This window comes from Kitasatospora sp. NBC_01250 (assembly GCF_036226465.1).
Lineage (GTDB): Bacteria > Actinomycetota > Actinomycetes > Streptomycetales > Streptomycetaceae > Kitasatospora.
Genome location: NZ_CP108476.1, coordinates 2464692 through 2486733 on the forward strand (window position 1 = coordinate 2464692; position 22042 = coordinate 2486733).

Sequence of the window (22042 nt, forward strand, 5' to 3'; positions counted from 1 at the left end):
GGGAGCACTATGGCCGAGCAACTGGCGTGGCTGGAAGAACTCGCGCTTCGGCCCAACATCACCATCCAGGTAGCCCCCTTCGAGATGGGGGAGCACAGGCCGTTTGCCTGTCCGCTCACCCTCCTGAGCATGGCCGACCACACGATGGTTGCCTACAGCGAATCACAGCAGCGCGGCTACCTGGAGCGTAGTCGGGAGCCCGTTGCCGCATGGGACAGGGACTACGATCAGCTCGTAGTGGAGTCGCTGCCAAAGATGGCTTCGCTGGCGAGAATCCGTGCGGTTCGTGAGGAGCTAGGGAAGTATGAACGTTGACCTGTCCGGCGCCGCCTGGCGCAAGAGCACTCACAGTGACAACGGCGGCCAGTGCATCGAAGTTGCTGACGGGTTCCCCGGTGTCATGCCCGTCCGTGACTCGAAGAATCCCGAGGGGGGCGCCCTGGTCTTCGGCGCCGACGCGTTCGCTTCGTTCGTCACCGAGGTCAAGGCGGGCACCTTCGGCACCGTCTGACCCACTCCCCCACGGAGCCCCTGCGTAGCCGATCGCCGCGCAGGGGCTCAGTGCTTGGAGCGGTCAGGCGATCACTGCGGGAGCACTGACGACGCACCAGCTGTGCCTTCCCGCTCCTCACCGCTCCTACCTGGGCCGATAAGCTGTCCAAACGCACAGGGGCGGGGCCACAGGGACGGGGGCACGGGGCAGTGGAGACGACCGAGCAGCGGCGTGAGCTGGCGGCCTTCCTGCGCAGCCGGCGCGCCCGGATCAGCCCCCAGGCCGCCGGGGTGCCGTACAGCAGCGGGACGCGGCGCACCCCGGGGCTGCGCCGCGAGGAGGTGGCCGCGCTCGCCGGGGTGAGCGTGAGTTGGTACACCTGGTTGGAGCAGGCGCGCCGGATCAAGGTCTCCCGGCAGGTGCTGAACAGCCTGGCCCGGGTGTTGCAGCTGGACGCCATCGAGACCGGGCACCTGTTCCGGCTGGCCGGCGAGGTCCTGCCCAGCGACTCACCGCTCTGCACCAGGGAGCAGGTCCCCGCCCTCTACCTCTCCTTCCTCGCGCAGTTGGGCCCGCTGCCGGCCTGCATCACCAACCACCGCTTCGACGTGCTGGCGTGGAACGACGGCTACGCCACGCTGTTCCCGGGGTTCGCCGCGCTTCCGCCCGAGCGCCGCAACAACCTGGTCGTCGCCTTCGACCCGCTCTTCCGCGACCTCTTCGAGGACTGGGCGCACTCCGCGGAGCAGGCTGTCGCGCTCTTCCGGGCCCAGGCGGCGGACCAGTTGGTCCGGCCCGAGTACGCCGAGCTGGTCGGGCAGCTGTCCCAGGAGAGCGCCGAGTTCCGTGAGCTGTGGCAGCGGATGGACCTGCGGATCGGCAGTCCGGCCGCGCAGGTCTTCCGGCACCCGGCCCTCGGCCGGATCGAACTGGGGGCCGTCAAGCTCCGGTTGGCGGGCGCCGAGGCCACCCTGGTCGCCTACCAGCCGCTGGACGGCTCCGGACTGATGCCCCGGCTGGCCGAGTTGGTCGAGCGGGTCGGCGAGCCGACCCGCTGACCATCCGGCCGCCAACCGGGCGGCCATCCGAGCCGCCGCCCCGGTCAGAGCACGGCGCCGCCGTCCACGTGGCTCAGGACGCCGGTGGTGAAGCTGCTCCGCAGCAGGTGCAGCACGGTCTGCGCGACGTCCTCGGGCTGTCCGATCCGGCGCAGCGGCGTGGCGGCGGCCGTCTGTTCGAAGATGGCGGCCCTGGCCTCGGCCGGGACGAAGTCCCAGAGCGGGGTGTCGATCAGGCCGGCCACCACCACGTTGACCCGCACCGGCGCCAGCTCCAGGGCCAGCGAGCGCCCCAGACCGCCGATCCCGACGTTGGCGGCGGCGGTGGCGCTCAGGTCCGAGTAGGGCTTGTAGCCGGCGGCGCCGGCCAGCAGCACGATCGAGCCGGTCTCCGCGATCTTGCGCCCGGCGTGCCGGACACAGAGCAACGGGCCGACGATCTTCGTCTCCAACGAGCGCCGGACCGCCTCCAGCGAAACGTCGTAGACCGACCCGGTCGCCATGTCCCCCGGGCAGACCACCAGGTGGTCGATGGTGTCGATACCGGCGAAGAAGGCGCTCACGCTCTGCTCGTCGGTGACGTCGACGACGCCGGTGGTGATGCCCTCGATCTCCCGGGCGGTGTCGGCGAGCTTCGCCGCGGAGCGTGAGCCCACGACGACCTGCGCACCGGCCGCGGCGGCCTCCCGCGCCACCGCCCGCCCGATGCCGGAACTGCCACCGACCACCACGACGCGGCTGCCGGAGAGGATGGTCAGGGATGACGAACTCATGGTGTTTCTCCTGGATGGATCTGGATGGTCGACGATCACGGCGCGAGCGGGAACGGCTCGCCGCCCGTCGGTACGGCACCGCTCGGCGGTGCCGGCCACGGCCCGCACCGGGCTCTGACGTCGACTCTCGCAGCCCTGCCAGGAGACAGGCAGGGGGACTTTTATCCTGTGCGGTTCACTCCCTGTCAGGGCCCACGGCGGTGGGTCGCAGCCGCTGCCGCTCGGTCCGGAGCGGGGCGATGGGGGCCGCGGCGTCCGGGGGCGCGGGCGGGGCGACCAGCTTCGGGTCGAGGACCAGGCGGTGGACGCCCAGCGGCTCGGTCAGCGCCCGCAGGGCCGCCTCGGTGAGTTCGGCGCTCGGCTGGGCGGCGCCGAGCAGGGCGTGCAGGGCTCCGGGCGAGCTGAAGGCGACGGCGCAGCGGCTGCCGTCACGCTGCCGGAAGAGGCGGAGCACCTGGGCGACCCCGGCGTGGCCCGGCGGCACCTCGCGGACGGGGACGTAGTAGCGGGTCCGGCCCGCGTGGATCGGGCCGGGTCGGACGACGGCGGTATCCGGGGGTTCCTCGGGCGCCTCGAGCGGCTGCGAGGCGTGCGCTGCGGTGGTCACGGTGCTCCTCCGATGACGAGCGGTCGGGACGGGAGACCGGGCGACGAGCCCCGGTCAGTCCAGATACTGCATCGCGTACCGGCAGTGCGCAGGTGCGGCCGGCTCGGGCTCCGCGGGCTGGAGGGCCTCCTCGTCCCGCGCCGACCGCAGCCACGCCCGGCCGGCGGCGTCGGCCTCGGCCTCGGCGTCGACCAGGGAGAAGGCCGTCGGGATCGGAACGGTGATGACCTGGGTATCGGTCATGGTGCGTCGCTTCCTTCCAGGAGCCGTGACGCCGGGGACCTCGGTGATCCCCACGCGCAGCTCCAGTGGAGCCCCATCCCAGCGCAAGCGCACCCGGCCTTGACGCGTGGACTACGCGCAGCCGCCCCTCCTTTACGGCACCTTGACGTTGACTCCCCCGTCCGGCGCAATCGCGCGCCGCGGGCGGACCAGGAAGGTCAGCGCGTAGACGGCACTCGCCGCGGCCATGATGGTGAAGCTCGGCGGCAGCTTGGGCAGCGCCGCGCTGAGCAGCAGCCCGCCCCACATCTCGCCGACCGCGAGCCCGGCGGACAGCGCGAGCGCGCGGAACGGACGGTCCGTCAAGCGGATCGCCGCACCGGCGGGGGCCGCCAGCAGGCCGAGCAGCAGCAGCGAGCCGACCGCCTGGGTCGCCTCGGCCGCGCACGCCCCGACCAGCACCAGGAAGCCGAGGCCCAGCACCCGGACCGGCACCCCGCGCGCCGCCGCCACCGCCTCGTCCAGGGTGGCGAACAGCAGCGGCCGGCCGATCAGCAGGATCAGCACGCAGATCGCGCCCGCGATGGCGACGGCCAGCGTGGTCTGGTTGCCGTGCAGGCCGAAGATCGAGCCGAAGAGCACGGAGGTCCCGGCCCCGCCCTGGCCCGAGCCGCTGCGCGAGGTGGTGTAGACGGTGAGGAAGAACGCGCCCAGGCCCAGGATCCAGGCGAAGACGCTGCCGATCACCACGTCGTCCGGCTTGCCCCGGCGCCCGAGGCCGCCGAGCAGCAGGCCGACCCCGATGGTCGCGGCGAACAGGCCGAGCCGCAGGTCGTAGCCGCCCGCCAGGGCCGCCATCGCACCGGTGAACGCCACATGGCTGAGCGCGTCACCGGTGAACATCTGGGCGCGCAGCACCAGGAAGTAGCCGACCAGCCCGCAGGCCAGGGCGATGAACGTGCCCGCCAGCAGCGCGTTCTGGAAGAAGTCCTGGGACAGTACCGACATCATGCCGCGCCTCCCGGGCCGACGCTCAGGGGACCGACGTGCAGCGGGCCGCGCTCGCGCGACCGTTCCAGTGCCTCGCGGCCACGGCGCACCAGGTGCGCCAGGACGTAGCCGGCGAAGGCGAAGCCCGTCACGAAGAAGCCGAGCGGGTAGGGCTGGTAGTACGCGGCGACCAGGCCCGCCCAGCAGGCGCCGAGGCCGAGCGCGACCGAGAGCAGCAGGCTCAGGCCCGGCCGGGCGGTGAGCTGGTTGGCGGTGGCGGCCGGAATCACCATCAGCGCGAAGACGAGCAGCGTGCCGGTGATCTGGCTGGCCTCGGCGGTGGCCGCGCCGAGCAGCACCAGGAAGAGCATGTTGAGCGCCTGCACGGGCACCCCGCGCCCGGCCGCCACCTGCGGGTCGACGGAGGCGAACAGCAGCGGGCGGCCGATCACCGCGAGCACCGCGAGGACGGCGGCGCCGACGACCGCCAGCACCGTCACCTGGCTGGTGGTGATCCCGAGGAAGCTGCCGAACAGCAGCGCGGTCGGTCCCTCCAGCAGGCCCTTGTAGAGGCTGATGAAGAGGTAGCCGCAGGCGAGCGCGAAGGCCTGCACGGTGCCGGTTACCGCGGACTCCTCCGCGCCGTCGGCGCGGCCCTTGCGGCCCAGCAGCCCGATCACCAGGGCGGCGGCCACGCAGAAGCCGAAGTAGCCGAGCGAGGTGCTGAAGCCCACCAGGACGGCGAGCGAGGCGCCGGGGAAGGCGGCCACCGAGAGGGTGTGCCCGGCGAAGGTCTGCCGGCGCAGCACCATGAACCAGCCCACCAGCGCGCAGACCACGGAGACGACCAGGCCGGCCCGGAAGGCGTTGACCATGAAGGCGTAGGACCACATGTCCTGGAAGTCGGCGACGAGGTTCCAGGAGAAGGTCGGTGACGTCACATCGGCTGCCAGCATCATGCGGCCGCACCCCCGCTCCGTGCGGCGGGCACATCGGCAGCCACGTCGGAGCCCACGTCGGCGTGCCGGTCGGTGTGCCGGGCCGGTGCCTCCGGCTGGCCGACCACCACGAGGCGCCCGCCGCTGGTGCGCAGCACCTCGACCGGGGTGCGGTACAGCCGGGTCAGCGTCTCGGAGGTGATCACCTCGGTCGGCGTGCCGGACACCGCGCCGCCCTCGGCGAGGTACACCACCCGGTCCAGGTGGTGCAGGATCGGGTTCACGTCGTGCGCGACCATCACCACCGCCACCCCCTCCTGGTGGCAGATCCGGCCGAGCAGCGCGGCGATCGCGCTCTGGTTGGGCAGGTCCAGGCTGTCCAGCGGCTCGTCGAGCAGCAGCAGCGCGGGACGGCGCACCAGCGCCTGGGCGATCAGCAGCCGCTGCTGCTCGCCGCCGGAGCACTGCCCGATCGGACGGTGCGCGTAGGCGGTGGCGCCGACCAGCTCGATGACCTCCGCGACGCGCGCGGCCTCGTCGGCCCCGGATATCCCGAGGCGGGCCGCGCGCCGCCGCCTGAGCGCCGCCAGGCCCGGGACGGGGATCCCCCACCGGTCCCCGTCCAGGCCCAGCCGCACCACGTCGACACCGCGGATCCGCACGCTCGCGTCGAAGTGGCGGCGCTGCGGCAGGTAGCCGACCGCCGCGCCGGCGGCCTGCGCCCCGCGGGAGCCCCAGCGCGCACCGGGCGCGGCGCCGAGCACCGCGACCTCGCCCGCCGCCGGCGCCAGCACGCCGAGCAGCACCTTCACCATGGTGGACTTGCCGACCCCGTTGGGGCCGAGGACGGCCGTGAACTCCCCCGGGCCGACGGTCAGATCGACGCCCGACCAGAGCGTGCGACCGCCCACCCGCACCGCGGCGCCGCGCAGCGACACCACCGGCACCGGCGCACCGCCGGTCCCGGTCCCGCTCGGCGTCCCGCCCGTCGCCGTCCCGCTCTTCGTCGTTCCGCTCTTCGTCACATCGGTCACGCTCATGCCGGCACCGGCCTCCTCGATCGTCTGTCCGCTCATTTGCCGGTCGCCTGCTCCAGTGCGTGCTCGATGCCCTGCAGCTGCTGGACCTGCCAGTCCTGGAAGCTGTCGTTCGCGGGCGCGAGGGTCTCGGTGACCTGGGCGACCGGGATGCCCTGCGCCTTGGCGGCGCTCACCTGGGCCATCACGTCCGGGTCGGAGTTCTGGGTGTTGAAGACGTACACCTTGATCTGCCTGGCGGCGATCTGGTGGTCGATGGCGGCCTTGTCGGCGGCGGTCGGGTCGCTGCCCTCGCTCTCCGCGTCCAGGAAGGACGCGGGGGTGAGCAGCTTGAGCCCGAGGCTCTCGGCCAGCGGGGTCACGATCGACTCCGAGGCGCCGATCGGGGTGCCCGCGTACGTCGTCCTGATCGCGGTCTCCAGCTGGTCGTACGGGGCCAGCGTCCGGTTCAGGAAGGTCTGCCGCTGGGCGTCGAAGTAGGCCGCGTCGGCCGGGTCCATCTTCTGGTAGTCGGCGGTGATCCGGTCGACCACCTGGTGCACGCTGTCCGCCGAGTACCACTGGTGCGGGTTGTCGCCGGCCTTCCTGCCCAGCAGGGTGCCGACGGTCAGGGCGGTGCGGTGCGGCATCGGGTTGGCGCTCAGCAGCTTGCCCGCCCAGGTGTCGTAGCCGATCCCGTTGCTGATGACGTAGTCGGCGACCGACACGGCGCGGCCGTCGGCCGTGGTGGGCTCGTAGGCGTGCGGGTCGGTGTCCGGGTTGCTGATGAGGCTGGCCACCTTGACGTGGGTGCCGCCGAGTTGGCTCGCGATGCTGCCCCAGAAGTTCTCCGCGGCCACCACCTGGATCACCCGCGCACCGCCGGACCCCGGAGCGGCGGCCCTGGAGGCCGTCGAGCACCCGCCGGTCGCGACGAGCACCGCGGCCGCGATCGCGCCGAGGGCGACCGCGGTGACGGCTCGCCGCAGACCGGCGCCGGGTATGGCGGTGCTCATGGCTCGGTCACTCCTCAGGCCTGCGGTTCCCGACCTGGGGATCCGTCTCTCGTGGACACCACACAGAGTAATTAGAAATGGTTTTCACATCCAGGCCAGCTGCCACTGATCTGATAATCATTGCCAACTTTTGACCCGCCGAGCTGCGACGGGTACCGGGTGTCACCGGTCGGGCACGGAGCGCCTCGGCGGCCCCGGCGGCGCTCGGTACAGGCATGACAAAACTTTCCTCATGGATCGGACAAGCCGGGGACAGGCCCTCCCGGACAGGAGTGCGATGGCGCGCAGCCGTTGTCGATCTCCATCCCCACAAGGACTTCCATGCGACGCACCACCCTCAGCCGGGCCACCACCTCCGCGCTCGGGACCCTCGCCCTGCTCGCCACCACCGCATTGACCGGCGCCGCTCCGGCGAGCGCCGCGTTCAGCGCGGCCCTCGGCAGCCCGGCCAGGCCCCTGCCGGCGGCCGTCGGACACCGGCTGGTGGCCGGGGAGTACGCCTCCCCGCTGACGCCGAGCCAGTGCCAGGCCCAGCTCCAGTCCCTCTGCTACGGCGCCACCCAGCTCGAACAGGCCTACAACGAGCACCCGTTGTTCGACCGGGGCATCAACGGCGCCGGGCGCACCATCGTGATCGTCGACTCCTACGGCTCGCCCACGATCCAGCACGACCTGGACGTCTACAGCAAGCAGTTCGGCATACCCAGCACCAACGTGCAGGTGGTCAAGTGGGGTTCGGTGCCGACCTTCGACCCGACCGACTCGGACATGACCGGCTGGGCCGAGGAGACCACCATCGACGTCGACATGGCGCACGCGATGGCGCCCGGCGCGAAGATCGTGCTGGTCGAGACGGGCGTGTCGGAGAACGAGGGCACCACCGGCCTGCCCGAGATGATGGACGCCGAGCAGTCGCTGATCGACAAGGGCGTCGGCGACGTCGTCTCGCAGAGCTTCGGTGCCACCGAGAGCACCTTCCCCGGCTTCGACAAGGGCGACTACTCCAGCCTGCTGAACCTCCGCTACGCCTTCAAGGACGCGGCGGCGCACGGGGTGACCGTGCTGGCCTCCTCCGGCGACAACGGCGTGACCGACTCCGAGTCGGACGGCAGCACCCTCTACCCCTACCCGGTGACCTCCTGGCCCCCCTCCGACCCGCTGGTCACCGCGGTCGGCGGCACCTCGGTCCACCTGGACGACCAGGGCGAGCGGCAGAGCCCCGACACCGTCTGGGACTCCCCCGCCACCGACGACGGGGCCTCGGGCGGCGGCAAGTCCAAGGTCTTCAACCGGCCCTCGTTCCAGCTCGGGGTGGCGGGCGTGGTGGGCGGCTCGCGCGGCGTGCCGGACATCAGCATGGTCGGCGACCCGAAGACCGGGGTCTGGACGTACAACAGCTTCGGGCCGCAGGACAACGGCTGGGAGCTGTGGGGCGGCACCAGTGTGGCCTGCCCGGTCTTCTCGGGCGTGGTGGCGCTGGCCGACCAGTACGCCGGACACCGGCTGGGCAACCTGAACAGCGGCCTGTACGCGCTGGGCGGGCTGCAGCAGCTGGGCGCCCCCGGGACCGGGATCACCGACGTGACGGGCGGCTCCAACACCTACAACGGCGTGCCCGGCTTCCCCGCGACCAAGGGCTACGACCTGGCGACCGGTTGGGGCACGGTGAACGCGGCGCAGTTCGTGCCGGCGATCGCGGCACTGGGCTGAGCACCCTTCGACGACGGGGGCCGTCCGGTTCCGGACGGCCTCCCGCTCAGTCGAAGAGGTCCGGGTCGGAGGCGGTGATCTGGTCCCACAGCGGGCGGGCCTGGAACCAGCCGGCCAGCGACGAGCCCAGCTGCCCCCGGGTGATCAGCGCCGTCTCCCGGTCGATCAGCTTCGGGGTGCCCGCGGCCATCGCCAGCAGCTGCGCCTGGCAGGAGCGCTCCATGGTGACGAACCACCACACCGCCTCGGCTACCGACTGCCCCACCGTCAGCAGCCCGTGGTTCTGCAGGATGACCGCCTTGCAGTCGCCGAGGGCGGCGGCGATCCGCTGCCCCTCGTCGACCTCGTCGACCACGCCCCGGTAGTCCCGGTACACCGCGTGGTCCTCGAAGAACGCGCAGGCGTCCTGGGTGATCGGGTCCAGCGGGATGCCGAGGCTGGAGAACGCCTTGCCGTGCAGCGAGTGCGAGTGCGCGGCGGCCACCGCGTCCGGGCGGGCCGCGTGCACCTGGGAGTGGATGACGAACGCCGCCCGGTTCACCGGCCGGTTGCCGTGCAGCAGTCGGCCCTCGTGGTCGACCAGGATCAGGTCCGAGGCCTTGATCATCGTGAAGGCCATGCCGAACGGGTTGACCCAGAACCACTGCGGGTTCTCCGGATCGCGCACCGTGATGTGCCCGGCCACCCCCTCGGAGAAGCCGAACCTGCCGAACAGCCGGAATCCCGCGGCCAGTTGCTCCTTGCGGTACTGGCGTTCGGCCTCGACCGAGTCGAAGCTCGGCGGCATCGGCAGCGTGCCCCCGTCCGGGGCCGGCCCCAGCAGGGCGGCGAGCGCGGCGGGGGCACTGACGGCGGGGTTGCTCACGGCGGACTCCAACGGGTCGGCGGCGATGCGGACCCTCCAGAAGATACGTCGGCGCCTGCGATCGGCCAATGCCCGGATCACGGCCCGCCCGGGCCGCCCGCTCAGCGCTCGCGCTCCTCCAGCGCCAGGAAGGCCCGGTGCACGAAGTCCAGCAGGTCGAGGGTGGCGCGCCGGGACTCGGGCAGCCGCGAGTAGCTGATCCGGATCGCGCGCAGCACGGAGACGCCCGCGCGCGAGAGCACGGCGGCGCGCAGCACCCGTCCGTCCTCCGGGTCCCGCTCCGGGTCCACGTCCGCACCCGGCGCCAGGCGCGCGAGGAAGGCGGCGGCCACCGCCTCCTCCAGGTCGAAGAGCAGGAACCGGTCGCCGCGGCTGGTCGGGTCCGGGTTCAGCGGGCGCGGGCCGAGCAGGAGCAGCGGCGGGGACTCCGCGTGGCGGGCCAGCTCCAGGGTCGCCTCGCGCAGCGCGGCCAGCGGCGGCTCGGCCGCCGGGCGGGACCGGATGCCCTCCGCCAGCAGCGGGACGAGGTCCTTGACCTGCTGCAGGATCAGGCTCTCCTTCGTGGGGAAGTACCGGAAGAAGGTGCGCTCGCCCACGCCTGCGGCCAGCGCGATGTCCCGCACGGTGGTGACCTCGTAGCCCTGCTCGCGGAAGAGCCGGGTGGCCGCCTCCACCAAGGCGTCGTGGGTGCGGCGCTTGTTCTGTTCCCTGCGGCCCGGTCCTTCGTCGTTCACTCCTGGATCATCTCAGCTCGCGTCGCGCGGTCGTGCGGGGGGCGAATCTGGCAGTTCTGCCATGTTTGCTAACGTGGCAGAACTGCCACTTTTTTACCCGCGCAGATCCTCAGCCATGGAGCCCCCATGCCTTCCCTTCTCTACCGTCTGGGCCGGTGCGCGTTCCGGCGCCGACGACGTGTGCTGGCCCTCTGGCTGGCGGCGATCGCCGCGGTCGTCGGCTGCATGGTGGCCTTCGGCGGCCCCGGCAAGCTGGACGACACCTTCGCCATCCCGGGCTCGCAGTCGCAGCAGGCGCTGGACCGGATGAAGAGCGACTTCCCCGCCTCCTCCGGCACCAGCGCCCAGGTGGTCTTCACCGCGCCCGCCGGGCAGAAGGTGACCGACCCCGCCGACCTGGCGGCGATCCGCACCGCGCTCGCGGCCGCCAAGTCCGCGCCGCAGGTCGCCAAGGTGATCGACCCGGTCGCCGCGCAGACGGTCTCCGCGGACGGCAGCACCGCCGTCGCCCAGGTGCAGTACGAGGTGACCCCGAGCCAGCTGGCGTCCGGTTCGCTGGACGCGCTCAAGGGCTCCGTGGCGGTGGCCGCACAGCACCAGCCGGGGATGGACGTGCAGGTCGGCGGCGCCGCGTTCGGCTCCGGGCCCTCGAAGTCCGGCGGCAGCGACCTGATCGGCGTGGGGATCGCGGTGATCATCCTCGCGCTGACCTTCGGCTCGCTGCTGACGGCCGGTCTGCCGCTGCTGAGCGCGATAGCCGGCGTGGTCACCGCGATCGCCGGGGTGCTGTCACTGACCGGCGTGACGGCGATCTCCTCCACCGCGCAGAGCCTGGCGCTGATGATCGGCCTGGCGGTCGGCATCGACTACGCGCTCTTCATCGTCAGCCGCCACCGGGCCGCGCTGGCCCGCGGCACCTCGCCGCAGGATTCGGCCGCGCTGGCCGTCGGCACGGCCGGCAGCGCGGTGGTCTTCGCCGGGCTGACCGTGGTGATCGCGATGGCGGGCCTGTCGGTCGTCGGCATCCCCTATCTGACGGTGATGGGCCTGAGCGCGGCGGCGGCCGTGCTGATCGCCGTCCTGGTCGCGACCACGCTGCTGCCCGCGCTGCTCGGCTTCGCCGGGTCGCGGCTGGCGCCCCGGCCAGGATCCCGGGCGATGCGGCGCGAGCAGGCGGTGGCCGAGGCGCCGAGCGGCGCTGCCGCTGCTGCGGGCAGGCCCGCGAACGGCGGCGAGCGGTGGTTCAGGCTGGTCACCCGGCGCCCGCTGCTGACCCTGCTCGCCGTGCTGATCGGCGTCGGCGCGCTCGCCTGGCCCGCGCACAGCCTGCGGCTCGCGCTGCCGGACAACGGCACCGCCCCCGCCGGTTCCTCGCAGCGGCTGGCCTACGACCAGGTGAGCAAGGAGTTCGGGCCCGGCTTCAACGGGCCGCTGCTGGTGCTGGCCGACACCGGCCACAGCACCGACCCCACCGCCGCGGCCGACCACATCGCCACCGCGATCCGCGCGCTGCCCGACGTCAGCGCCGTCGCGCACCCGGTGCTGAACGCCGGCACGCACACCGCGCTGATCCAGGTGGTCCCCGCCAGCGCGCCCAGCGACCAGGCGACCAAGACGCTGGTCAGCACGATCCGGGCGAACGCCCCCGCGCTCCAGCAGCAGACCGGGGCGACGATCGGCGTGACCGGCAGCACCGCGGTGGGCATCGACGTCTCGGCCAAGCTGGACGCCGCGATGATCCCGTTCGCGGCCGTGGTGGTCGGGCTCTCGCTGCTCCTGCTGCTCCTGGTCTTCCGCTCGCTGGTCGTCCCGGTCAAGGCCGCGGTGGGCTTCCTGCTCTCGGTGGCCGCGACGCTGGGCGCCGTGGTCGCGGTCTTCCAGCTGGGCCACTTCGGCACGCTGATCGGCGTGGACCGCGCGGGGCCGGTCAGCAGCTTCCTGCCGATCATCCTGCTGGCCGTGCTGTTCGGGCTCGCGATGGACTACGAGGTCTTCCTGGTGTCCCGCCAGCGCGAGGCCTACGTCCACACCGGGCAGCCGCTCGCCGCGGTGCACAGCGGCGGCCGGCACAGCGCCCGGGTGGTCACCGCCGCGGCGCTGATCATGATCGCGGTCTTCGCCGCCTTCCTGACCACCGACAGCCAGATGCTCAAGCAGATCGCCTTCGCACTCGCCGCCGGCGTGCTGCTGGACGCCTTCGTGATCCGGATGACCTTCGTGCCGGCCGTCCTCGCGCTCACCGGCCACGCGGCCTGGTGGCTCCCGGGCCCGCTCGCCCGGCTGCTGCCGAACCTCGACATCGAGGGCGAAGGGCTCCCGCAGCCGCACCAGGAGTCGCCGCCGGAGCTCACCCTGGTCAAGTCCGGCACGCAGTGACGGGGGTGGCCGTCCGCGACGGCCGGGCCCGGCCGCTGTCTAGCGCCCCACCTCGCGGGAGCGGAAGTCCTCGACCGTCTCGCGGCGGATCAGCAGCCGGGCCCGGCCGTCGCGGACGGCCACCACCGCCGGACGGCCGACCAGGTTGTAGCCGGAGGCCATGGAGAACTGGTAGGCGCCGGCCGCGGGGACGGCCAGCACGTCGCCGGGGCGCAGGTCGGCGGGCAAGCGGGCGTCGTGGACCAGGACGTCGCCGGCCTCGCAGTGCCGGCCGACCACGTCGATCACGGCGGTCGGGGCGGTGGAGGAGCGGCCGATCAGGCGCACGTCGTAGGCGGAGCCGTACAGCGCCGGGCGCGGGTTGTCGCTCATGCCCCCGTCGACGGCGGCGAAGGTCCGGCCGTCGGCGGTGTGCTTGACCGACAGCACCCGGTAGAGCGCCACGCCCGCCGGGGCGGCGATCGCGCGGCCCGGCTCCACGACCAGGCGCGGCACCTTCAGGCCGTGCGCCGCGCAGCGGGCCGCCAGGTGCTCGCCGACGGCGGCGGCGAACCGGGCCGGGTCGAGCTCGCGGTCCTGCGGCAGGTAGCGCACGCCGTGGCCGCCGCCGAGGTCCAGCTCGGGCAGCTGGACGCCGTGCCGCTCGCGCACCTCGGCGAGCAGCTCGACCAGGCGGTCCAACGCGTCGAGGTAGGGCTCGACTTCGGTGATCTGGGAGCCCAGGTGGCAGTGCAGGCCGACGAGTTCGAGGCTGGGCTGGGCCAGCGTGCGGCTGATCGCCTCGGCCGCGTCGCCGCCGTCGATCCGGAAGCCGAACTTCTGCCCGTCCACACCGGTCTGCACCGCGCTGTGGTGACCGGCGGCGACGCCCGGCAGCACCCGGATCAGCACCCGCTGCGGGACGTCCGCGATGGCCAGCGCGGCCAGCCGGGGGATCTCGGCCATGCCGTCGACGACGATCCGGCCGACCCGCAGCCGGCGGGCCAGCCGGAGCTCCTCGGGGGTCTTCGCGTTGCCGTGCAGCAGGATCCGGTGGGCCGGGAAGCCGGCGGCCGTGGCCAGCCGCAGCTCGCCCGCCGAGCAGACGTCCAGGCCGAGCCCCTCCTCGGCCACCCAGTCCGCCATCGCGCTGCACAGGAAGGCCTTGGCCGCGTAGAGCACCTCGGCGTGCGGCAGGGCGCGGCGGTAGGCCTGGGCACGGGCCCGCACCTCGGCCTCGTCCAGCACGTACAGCGGCGTGCCGAAGCGGTCGGCCGCCTCGTCCAGCCCGACGCCGCCGACCAGCACCTCGCCGCCGGGGGCGGTGCGGGCCGAGGCGGGCCACGGGCTGCCGAGCGGCTGGTCGCACGGCTGTCCGCCGGCGGCTGCGGGGCTGGGGGCGACCTGGGTCTCAGGCATGGCGGATCGGTTCCTTCCACTCACGGCACAGGCGCACAAGGGATCTTGGCCCGTCTCCAGTGGAGTCCCTGCACCGGCCGTTCGCACCCGGTCTTGACGCGTGGCCTACGCGGAACACGCGTTCTTTCACAACACCTTGACGGGGTCCGGGTCCGGGTCCGGGGCCGCTGCGGGGTCCGGGTCCGGCGTCCGGGGCGGGTCGCGGACCGCGTGCGCCGCCACCGAGCACAGCGGCCGGGCGGTGGTGGGGCGGGACGTCGATCGGGCTGACGATGCACATGGTGTCAGCCGTGGTGTCAACGGCGTGTCAGGAGATCGCGGATCGGGGTCAAGGAGGCGTCAGGGCCGCGCGCGGCACGCCGGTGGGCGGGCTTAGCGTCGATCCTGCACGCACGTTCCGCGCCACCAGTCGCCGGAGGACCACGATGAACCAGCGTCAGAACACCGAGGACCCGGAGCCTTCGGAACCCGTCCCGGCCGGACAGCTCCTCGTTCCCGTCCGGTCGGGTCCGCTGGGCCACACGGCCCGGCTCTTCCGCACTCCGCTCGGCGACCGCACGGCCGTCGCGTTCAGCAGCCGGGAACGGCTCACCGCTGTGCTCGGCGAAGCGCAGCCCTGGATCGCGCTGGCCGAGCCCGCGCTGCGCGCGCTCACCGAGCCGCTCGGGGTCACCACGCTCACCGTGGACCCGCAGCTGGCGGCGCCCGCCCCGAGGCCGCTGCCGGCCCGGGCCACCGTCACCACCCCGGCCGCCACTGCCCCGGCCGCCATTTCCCCGCTCGCGCCCGCTGCCGCCTGAGCAGCCCCGGCGAGCCACTCACGGCCGACCTCCATGAGAGGAGAGACGACCTGGCGATACGTCAGTAAAAGTATTGTGTGGACGATGTGTCAGCCCCGTAGTACTGTACGCGGCGTCCCACTCAGTGCTTATCTTATTTTTACTTGGGAATTCTGGTGAACCTCGACTTCAGCGCCGAGCCCCTCTTCTCCTGGTACGTCGTGCTGCTGCTGGTCAGCGGTCTCGCGATGCTGGGCATCGGTGCCGTCAATTCCGCCTGCCTCAGTGCGGGTTGGCGCGTTTTCAACATCATCGCCGGCGTCGGATTCATCGGCTACGGCGTGTACCTCGGCTTCATCTTCCAGGGCAGCGAGTACATCATCTTCTTCAAGGCGTTCATCCTGCCGGTGGTGATGATCGTCAACTTCGTCCGCTCGTTCGCAGCCCGACGCCAGGCGGCAAAGGCGTCCCAGGCGCCGGTGCCGTTCGCGGTGTACCAGGCCGGCCTGTCCACCGGCGCCGGCCCGGCGACCCCCGCCGGCGCCACGGAACAGACGCCGGCGCAGCCGCAGCCGCAGGCATAGCAGTCGCCGTTCGCCGTCGCGGTATCTGACGGCAGGGCACTCGTCGGTGTTCCACCGGCGGGTGCCCTTCTTCGTGCGCCGAGGTCGGGGCGAGCCCTCCGTCCGCCCATGTTTCGGGCGCGGACGAAGGATCGGCGGGTGAGGATCGTCGTCCGGCTGAACCGGCCGTACCGCCTGCCCGCCTGCCCGCCTGCCGCCCGAGGAGCCTGCCGTGCCGTATGTCCAGACCGTCCTCGGCCCGGTGGCGCCCTCGCTGCTGGGCCGGGTGCTCAGTCACGAGCACCTGCTGGCGCTCACCCCGGGCCCGGGGCTCGCCCAGGATCCGGTGGAGCAGGCGGTGGCCGCGCTCGGCGGGCTGGCCGCGTACGGGGTCGACACCGTGGTCGACCTGAGCCCGTACGGCGATGCCGGGCGCGACCCGCACGGAGCGAACGTCCTGCTGCTGCGGGAGATCTCGCGGCGCAGCGGGGTGCACATCGTCGCCGGGACCGCCACCTACCGGGCCGAGTTCAGCCCGCCGTGGGTGCGCGCGGCCGGCGGCGAGGAGCTGACCGCCCGGTTCGTCGCCGACGCGCGCAGCGGGATCGGCCCGACCGACGTGCGGGCGGGCGTCCTCGGCGAGCAGCCGACCGGGCTGGGCGAGGTGAGCGCGCACGAGGAGACCGGTCTGCGCGCCGCCGCCCGCGCGCACCACGCCACCGGCCTCGCGCTCACCACCCACACCACGCACGGGACGATGGCCCTGGAGCAGCTCGCGATCCTCGACCAGGAGCAGGTGCCGCGCGACCGGGTGGTGATCGGGCACCTGGACAACCATCCCGAACTCGACTACGTGCGCCGGGTACTGGACACCGGGGCGAGCATCGCGTTCGACTCGGTCGGCAAACAGGACTGGGACCAACGCACCCCGCCGCCGGCCGCCGAGCGCCCGGACGGCGAGTACGCCAAGCGCGCCCTGCACCAGAGCGACCGCACCCGGGCCCGCCGGCTGGCCCGGCTGGTCGCCGAGGGGTACGCCGAACAGATCGTCCTCTCCCAGGATCTGACGGGAGGTCAGACCTATCTGAACCCGACCACGCACGGGCGGTGGGGATACCGCTACCTGCCCGCCGTCTTCCTCCCGCTGCTCGCCGAACTCGGCGTCGGCGAGCGGCAGATCGAGACCATGATGCGCACCAACCCGGTCCGCCTGCTCACCGTCGGCTGAGCCGGCTCCGCCCGGACCGGCCTCAGTCCTGGCAGCTCGCGTGGACGGCCAGTACGGTCAGGTAGCGGCGGTGCACGTCGGCCCGGTCGGCCGGCTCGGCGACCGACTCCCCGCTCAGCCGGTCGATCATCTCGGCCTGGGCGAGCAGCACCCGCCGCTGCTCCTCGGTGCGGGTCTCGGCCATGATCTCGGCGAGCGCGTCCAGCAGCCGGATCAGCACGGCCGGCATGCCGTGCCCCGCCTGGCGGATCTTCTCGAAGGCGCGCTGGACCAGCCGCTCGTAGCTCACCGGCACGGCCAGCACCCGGACGTAACCGCCCCCGTCGCGGTGGACCGGATTGGGCCGCCAGCCCGCGGCGATCCGGCACAGCCCCTCGCCGAGCCAGTCGATGCAGGTCAGCGCGGTGAAGGTGTCGTTCACGGCGGTGGACAGCGCGCGGATGGCGATCTCCACCAGCTGGTCGACGGCGAACGAGATGTCCTGCGCCAGGGTCCGGGAGGGGCCGGTGATGTGCGCCCGGGCGAAGCTGGCCGCCACACCCGGCGCCGCCGCGGGCGGCCAGACCGTGGCCAGCTGGTGCCCCTGCACCAGGAAGTGCCCGGGGCGGTGGTCGAGCCGGATCACCGCGCCGAGCTCGGTGGCGATGGCCACCAGCGTGCGGTGCCGGACGAACTGGAGGTAGCCGCTGGCCGGGGCCGGCACGGTGGCGCCCTCCGCGTCCAGCCGGTCCTCCAGCTCGGCCGCCGAGGGCCCGTGCTCCACGCCGCCCGCCCACTCCGGCTCCCCCGCGCCCGCCTCGATCGCCGTCGACAGATCGGCCGCGATGGTCGCGATGACGTGCGGCAGCTGGATCGAGGTGGCGATGTGGTGGATGAAGTGGATCAGCACCGCCAGGTCGACCAGGACCAGCACCATGCACACCGTGATCGACAGGTGCGGCACGAAGTCGCCGTGCGAGGCGGGCCCGATGGAGATCAACGCGAGCATCGCGAAGACGAAGGTCCCGACGAAGGTGCCCAGGGTCAGCTGGGTGGCGCGGTCGCGGATGAAGTTGCGCAGCATCCGGGGCCCGAACTGGGTGGAGGCCAGCGTCAGGGTCACGATCATGATCGAGAAGACCACGCCGACCACGGTGATCAGCGCCGCCGCGATGGCGGCGAGGATCTGGCGGGCCGCGTCGGCGGTGCCGCTGATCACCCAGGAGGGAAGGGTGATCGACCCGCGGTAGGCGGCCCGGTCCAGGCTCCAGGTGACCAGGAAGAGGCCGACGGCGAGGATCACCTCCAGGGTGGGGACCAGCCACAGGTTGGTGCGCAGCGCCTCGGTGCGCCACTGCGACTCCAGGTGAACCCTGCGGATCACCTCGCCCACCACCGTCCCTGACTCCCTGACCAGGCAGGTCGACCATTTCCACGGTAACCGCAGCGGGCGGGCCCCGCCCGCCCGTCCTCGCCGCGGCCCGCCAGGGCCCCGCCACGGCCCCGGCGAACGCGCGTGCGGGCACGTCAGGGGCTCATCAAGGACGGGCGGGCCGGTGCCAAGGTCACGTCAAGGGCGCGCGGGTGCCGCACCTGCGAGTGATTGGCTGACCGCTGTCCGCGAGGACGGCTCACGTCCACCGTTCCTGGAGGTCCGCGCCCTGATGCGCCGTTCGGTCCACACCCCGGGCACCGCCGGCCGGCTGATCGACCGCGAGCAGCTGCGCGCCGCGCTCCCCGTGGCCCTGCGCAAGCTGCATCCGCGCACCATGGCCAGGAACCCGGTCATGCTCGTCGTCGAAACCGGCGCCACCCTCACCTCGCTCACCGCCGTGCTGCACCCCGGCGTCTTCGCCTGGACCATCAGCGTCTGGCTCTGGCTGACCGTGCTCTTCGCCAGCCTCGCCGAGGCGGTGGCCGAGAGCCGGGGCAGGGCGCAGGCCGACTCGCTGCGCCAGACCCAGTCCGGCACCACCGCGCGGCGCCTGCTGCACTGGCGGCTGGGCATCGCCGACAGCCCGCAGGAGGTCGTCCCCGCCGAGGAGCTGCTGCTGCACGACATCGTCCTCGTGCAGGCCGGGGAGGTGATCCCCGGTGACGGCGAGGCGATCGAGGGCGTCGCCTCGGTGGACGAGTCGGCGATCACCGGCGAGTCGGCGCCGGTGATCCGCGAGGCGGGCGGCGACCGGACTTCGGTGACCGGCGGCACCCGGCTGCTCTCCGACTGGCTGGTGGTGCGGATCACCGCCCGCCCCGGGCAGAGCTTCATCGACCGCATGATCCGCCTGGTCGAGGGCGCCAACCGGCAGAAGACGCCCAATGAGATCGCCCTCAACATCCTGCTCGCCTCGCTGACCATCATCTTCGTGCTCGCCGTGGTCTCCCTGCAGCCGATGGCGATCTACGCGCACGCCCCGCAGACCACCGTCGTGCTGGTCGCCCTGATGGTCGCGCTCATCCCCACCACGATCGGCGCCCTGCTCTCCGCGATCGGCATCGCCGGCATGGACCGGCTGGTGCGCCGCAACGTGGTCGCCGTCTCCGGTCGGGCGGTGGAGGCGGCGGGCGACGTGGACGTGCTGCTGCTCGACAAGACCGGGACGATCACCTACGGCAACCGACGGGCGGTGGACCTGCACGCCTTCCCCGGCGTGCCGGTCGACCAGCTGGCGGAGGCCGCCCAGCTCTCCTCGGCCGCCGACGAGACCCCCGAGGGGCGCTCGATCATCTCACTGACGGAGCGTCAGTTCTTCGTCCTGCCACGGGAGGAGGACGAGCTCGGCAAGCAGGAGTTCGTCCCGTTCAGCGCGCAGAGCCGGATGAGCGGGGTCGACCTGCACTGGCCGGACGGCTCGCTCTGCCGGGTGCGCAAGGGCGCGGCGGCCTCGGTCGCCCGCTGGGTGGTCTCCTGCGGCGGGCGGCTGCCGATCGAGGCCAAGGCGCTGGTCGACCGGATCGCCGCCGAGGGCGGCACTCCCCTGCTGGTCGCCGTCCACGACTGGCACGGCGCCCGGGCCCTTGGCGTGGTCCACCTCAAGGACGTGGTCAAGGAGGGCATCGCCGAACGCTTCGCCGAGCTGCGGCGGATGGGCATCCGCACCGTCATGGTGACCGGCGACAATCCGCTCACCGCCAAGGCGATCGCCGAGGAGGCCGGCGTCGACGACTACCTCGCCGAGGCCACCCCCGAGGACAAACTCGCCTACCTGAAACGGGAACAGGCCAACGGCAACCTGGTCGCGATGACCGGCGACGGCACCAACGACGCCCCCGCCCTCGCCCAGGCCGACGTCGGCGTCGCGATGAACACCGGCACCCCGGCCGCCAAGGAGGCCGGCAACATGGTCGACCTCGACTCCAACCCCACCAAGCTGATCGAGATCATCCGGGTCGGCATACAACTCCTCATCACCCGCGGTGCGTTGACCACCTTCTCGATCACCAACGACGTGGCGAAGTTCTTCGCGATCATCCCCGCCATGTTCGGCCACTCCTACCCCGGCCTCGACCGCCTCAACATCATGGGCCTGCACAGCCCGACCTCCGCCATCGCCTCGGCCATCATCTTCAACGCCCTGATCATCGTCGCCCTGATCCCGCTCGCCCTGCGCGGCGTCCGCTACCAGCCCGCCTCCGCAACAGACCTGCTGCGCAGAAACCTGCGGGTCTACGGGCTGGGCGGACTGGTGGTGCCGTTCCTGGGGATCAAAGCCATCGACCTGCTGATCGAGTTCGTGCCGGGCCTGCGGTGAAATCCGACGGCGCGGAGCCGAACGCGACGGCACCCGCGGGGGAACAGAGGAGCAGGACAGCGAAGCTCCGTTGGGTCAGCCGGCTTGCGGCACGTCGATGAGCGTTCGACCGTCGTGCGTCCGAATGCGCGGTGCCGTCTCGCTCTGAAAGGCATCGAGCAGGCGCACGGCGTAGACCTCGTTCATGCGGTCGGCCACCTCTTCGCGGGTCAGCCACGCGACGGCAGTCGACTCGTCCGACGGCTGTTCGTGCCCGCTCTCGGGCCGGCAACGGAACACCAGGGCGACCACACCCCGACTCACGTTCTTGTACACGCCGGTGAGCCGTTCCACCGAGACCTTGATGCCGGTCTCCTCGTACACCTCGCGCCGCACGCCGTCCTCGACCGTCTCCGACAGCTCCAGCACCCCGCCCGGCGGCTCCCAGGTGCCGTTGTCCGCGCGCCTGATCGCCAGCACCCGACCGTCCTCCCTGACGACGGCACCGGCCACGGATACGGAGTGGAGAGGCTTTGACGCCCTCTCCGGGGCACTGTTACTCATGTACAGGAGGATAGGAGACAATGCAGGACTATGGCGAGCGATGAGGCGGCCTCGACGGCCAAGGCGAAATACCTGCAGATCGCAGATGATCTGGCGGCACAGATCAAGTCTGGAGTCTTGGCACCCGGGGCGACCATACCGAGCGAGACCGACCTGATGGAGCGGTACGAGGTGGCCTCCGGCACCGTCCGGAAGGCCGTCGCAGAGTTGCGGACGATGCAACTTGTCGAGACCCACCACGGACGCGGTTCGTTCGTCCGGTCCCGGCCACCGGTTCAGCGAAAGTCATCCGACCGGTTCCGGCGCGCCCACCGCCTCGCCGGCAAGGCGGCCTATCTCGCCGAAGCCGAGCAGTCGGGCGGCACCCCCTCGGTCAAGGTGCTCTTCGTCGGGCCGACCGATGCACCGTCAGAGATCGCCGAACGGTTGAGCGCTCCCGTCGGCACCAAGGTGCTTGCCCGCAAGCGGCGCTACTTCCGGGACGGCACTCCGACCGAGGAGGCGACGTCCTACCTGCCGTGGGATGTCGTCAAGGACATCCCCGAGATGTTCGCCGAGAACCCGGGCGGCGGCGGGATCTACGCCCGACTGGAGGAACACGGTTACGTCCTCGCCGAGTTCACCGAGACCGTACTGGCCCGGCTCGCCACCAAGGCCGAGAGCGTGGCGCTCGCACTGAGCCCCGGCTCGCCGGTGATCCACCTCGTCCGAACCGCCATCACCGAGACCGGCCAAGTCGTGGAGGTGTGTGACACCGTGATGGCCGCCGACCAGTTCGTCCTGGACTACCGTTTCCCCGCGCGGGACTGACGGCAGCTCAACTCTCGCACCCCGTCGCGAGATCCTTTCTCGTGACGGGTTGACTCCTGTACAGGAGTCGGGCATTCTCCTATTCGGCAGCTCCTGTACATGAGTACATGAGAAAGTCTCCTTTAGAGGAGAGTGAAGATGACCACAGCGATTCCGGACAGGTCTCCCGGCTGCACCGACTGCGGTACGGAG

General features: G+C 72.2%; 22 protein-coding genes. 10 read left to right on the forward strand and 12 right to left on the reverse strand.

From position 1 onward, the window contains the following. The first annotated feature begins 9 nt into the window (after positions 1-9). From OG500_RS10150 to OG500_RS10160, 3 genes are all read left to right on the forward strand, one after another. Positions 10-315, forward strand: a complete 306-nt coding sequence (locus OG500_RS10150; protein ID WP_329578876.1) for a Scr1 family TA system antitoxin-like transcriptional regulator — start codon at positions 10-12, stop codon at positions 313-315. Further along, a complete protein-coding gene (locus OG500_RS10155) occupies positions 305-511 on the forward strand; it encodes a DUF397 domain-containing protein (RefSeq protein WP_329578879.1) in 207 nt (68 codons plus the stop codon). Before OG500_RS10150 ends, OG500_RS10155 begins: the two co-directional genes overlap by 11 nt. Positions 512-702: 191 nt before the next feature. Then, the gene (locus OG500_RS10160; RefSeq protein ID WP_329578882.1) at positions 703-1551 is read left to right on the forward strand and encodes a helix-turn-helix transcriptional regulator; all 849 of its coding nucleotides are present in this window, start codon (positions 703-705) and stop codon (positions 1549-1551) included. 44 nt (positions 1552-1595) lie between these two features. Here OG500_RS10160 and OG500_RS10165 read toward each other — a convergent pair whose 3' ends face one another. The 7 genes from OG500_RS10165 to OG500_RS10195 form a co-directional block, all read right to left on the reverse strand. Then, complete coding sequence (locus OG500_RS10165) at positions 1596-2324, reverse strand: SDR family oxidoreductase (RefSeq protein ID WP_329578885.1); 729 nt, start codon at positions 2322-2324, stop codon at positions 1596-1598. A 175-nt stretch (positions 2325-2499) separates the two neighbouring features. Beyond that, positions 2500-2931, reverse strand: a complete 432-nt coding sequence (locus OG500_RS10170) for an SAV_915 family protein (RefSeq protein WP_329578888.1) — start codon at positions 2929-2931, stop codon at positions 2500-2502. A 54-nt stretch (positions 2932-2985) separates the two neighbouring features. Continuing rightward, positions 2986-3174, reverse strand: a complete 189-nt coding sequence (locus OG500_RS10175) for a hypothetical protein (RefSeq protein WP_329578891.1) — start codon at positions 3172-3174, stop codon at positions 2986-2988. A 132-nt stretch (positions 3175-3306) separates the two neighbouring features. Next, positions 3307-4164: a metal ABC transporter permease gene (locus OG500_RS10180; RefSeq protein ID WP_327066205.1), complete on the reverse strand. Its 858-nt coding sequence runs from the start codon at positions 4162-4164 to the stop codon at positions 3307-3309. Further along, positions 4161-5102, reverse strand: a complete 942-nt coding sequence (locus tag OG500_RS10185) for a metal ABC transporter permease (protein WP_329578894.1) — start codon at positions 5100-5102, stop codon at positions 4161-4163. The genes OG500_RS10180 and OG500_RS10185 overlap by 4 nt, the downstream gene beginning before the upstream one ends. After that, positions 5099-6157: a metal ABC transporter ATP-binding protein gene (locus OG500_RS10190; RefSeq protein ID WP_329578897.1), complete on the reverse strand. Its 1059-nt coding sequence runs from the start codon at positions 6155-6157 to the stop codon at positions 5099-5101. The genes OG500_RS10185 and OG500_RS10190 overlap by 4 nt, the downstream gene beginning before the upstream one ends. Further along, a complete protein-coding gene (locus OG500_RS10195) occupies positions 6154-7113 on the reverse strand; it encodes a metal ABC transporter solute-binding protein, Zn/Mn family (RefSeq protein WP_329578900.1) in 960 nt (319 codons plus the stop codon). Before OG500_RS10195 ends, OG500_RS10190 begins: the two co-directional genes overlap by 4 nt. A gap of 321 nt (positions 7114-7434) precedes the next feature. Between OG500_RS10195 and OG500_RS10200 the strand changes: the two genes are divergently transcribed. Beyond that, a complete protein-coding gene (locus OG500_RS10200) occupies positions 7435-8823 on the forward strand; it encodes a S53 family peptidase (protein ID WP_329578903.1) in 1389 nt (462 codons plus the stop codon). A gap of 46 nt (positions 8824-8869) precedes the next feature. On the opposite strand, the gene OG500_RS10205 is transcribed toward OG500_RS10200, so the two are convergent. Together OG500_RS10205 and OG500_RS10210 are read right to left on the reverse strand one after the other, a co-directional pair. Then, positions 8870-9688, reverse strand: a complete 819-nt coding sequence (locus OG500_RS10205; RefSeq protein WP_442907019.1) for a class II aldolase/adducin family protein — start codon at positions 9686-9688, stop codon at positions 8870-8872. Positions 9689-9789: 101 nt separating this feature from the next. After that, positions 9790-10422: a TetR/AcrR family transcriptional regulator gene (locus OG500_RS10210; protein WP_327066210.1), complete on the reverse strand. Its 633-nt coding sequence runs from the start codon at positions 10420-10422 to the stop codon at positions 9790-9792. A 126-nt stretch (positions 10423-10548) separates the two neighbouring features. Here OG500_RS10210 and OG500_RS10215 point away from each other — a divergent pair, with 126 nt between their 5' ends. Then, positions 10549-12798, forward strand: coding sequence for an MMPL family transporter (locus tag OG500_RS10215; RefSeq protein ID WP_329578906.1), 2250 nt, complete (start codon positions 10549-10551; stop codon positions 12796-12798). 39 nt (positions 12799-12837) lie between these two features. On the opposite strand, the gene lysA is transcribed toward OG500_RS10215, so the two are convergent. Continuing rightward, the gene (gene lysA / locus OG500_RS10220; RefSeq protein ID WP_329578909.1) at positions 12838-14196 is read right to left on the reverse strand and encodes a diaminopimelate decarboxylase; all 1359 of its coding nucleotides are present in this window, start codon (positions 14194-14196) and stop codon (positions 12838-12840) included. 425 nt (positions 14197-14621) lie between these two features. Between lysA and OG500_RS10225 the strand changes: the two genes are divergently transcribed. From OG500_RS10225 to OG500_RS10235, 3 genes are all read left to right on the forward strand, one after another. Further along, positions 14622-14996, forward strand: a complete 375-nt coding sequence (locus OG500_RS10225) for an SAV_915 family protein (RefSeq protein WP_329578912.1) — start codon at positions 14622-14624, stop codon at positions 14994-14996. Between the two features lie 155 nt (positions 14997-15151). Further along, entirely contained in the window at positions 15152-15559 is a 408-nt protein-coding gene (locus OG500_RS10230) for a hypothetical protein (protein WP_329578915.1), read from the forward strand. A gap of 211 nt (positions 15560-15770) precedes the next feature. Beyond that, positions 15771-16766 carry a phosphotriesterase family protein gene (locus OG500_RS10235; protein ID WP_329578918.1) on the forward strand — a complete coding sequence of 332 codons (996 nt, stop codon included), beginning with the start codon at positions 15771-15773 and terminating at the stop codon, positions 16764-16766. A gap of 22 nt (positions 16767-16788) precedes the next feature. Here the strand turns inward: OG500_RS10235 and OG500_RS10240 are convergent, their stop codons facing one another. After that, positions 16789-18129, reverse strand: a complete 1341-nt coding sequence (locus OG500_RS10240; protein WP_327066216.1) for a DUF2254 domain-containing protein — start codon at positions 18127-18129, stop codon at positions 16789-16791. Between the two features lie 280 nt (positions 18130-18409). Here OG500_RS10240 and kdpB point away from each other — a divergent pair, with 280 nt between their 5' ends. After that, positions 18410-20497: a potassium-transporting ATPase subunit KdpB gene (kdpB, locus tag OG500_RS10245; RefSeq protein ID WP_329578921.1), complete on the forward strand. Its 2088-nt coding sequence runs from the start codon at positions 18410-18412 to the stop codon at positions 20495-20497. A gap of 75 nt (positions 20498-20572) precedes the next feature. On the opposite strand, the gene OG500_RS10250 is transcribed toward kdpB, so the two are convergent. After that, positions 20573-21052 carry an NUDIX hydrolase gene (locus tag OG500_RS10250; protein WP_329587480.1) on the reverse strand — a complete coding sequence of 160 codons (480 nt, stop codon included), beginning with the start codon at positions 21050-21052 and terminating at the stop codon, positions 20573-20575. Positions 21053-21070: 18 nt separating this feature from the next. Between OG500_RS10250 and OG500_RS10255 the strand changes: the two genes are divergently transcribed. Beyond that, positions 21071-21850, forward strand: a complete 780-nt coding sequence (locus OG500_RS10255) for a GntR family transcriptional regulator (protein ID WP_329578924.1) — start codon at positions 21071-21073, stop codon at positions 21848-21850. The last annotated feature ends 192 nt before the right edge of the window (positions 21851-22042 follow it).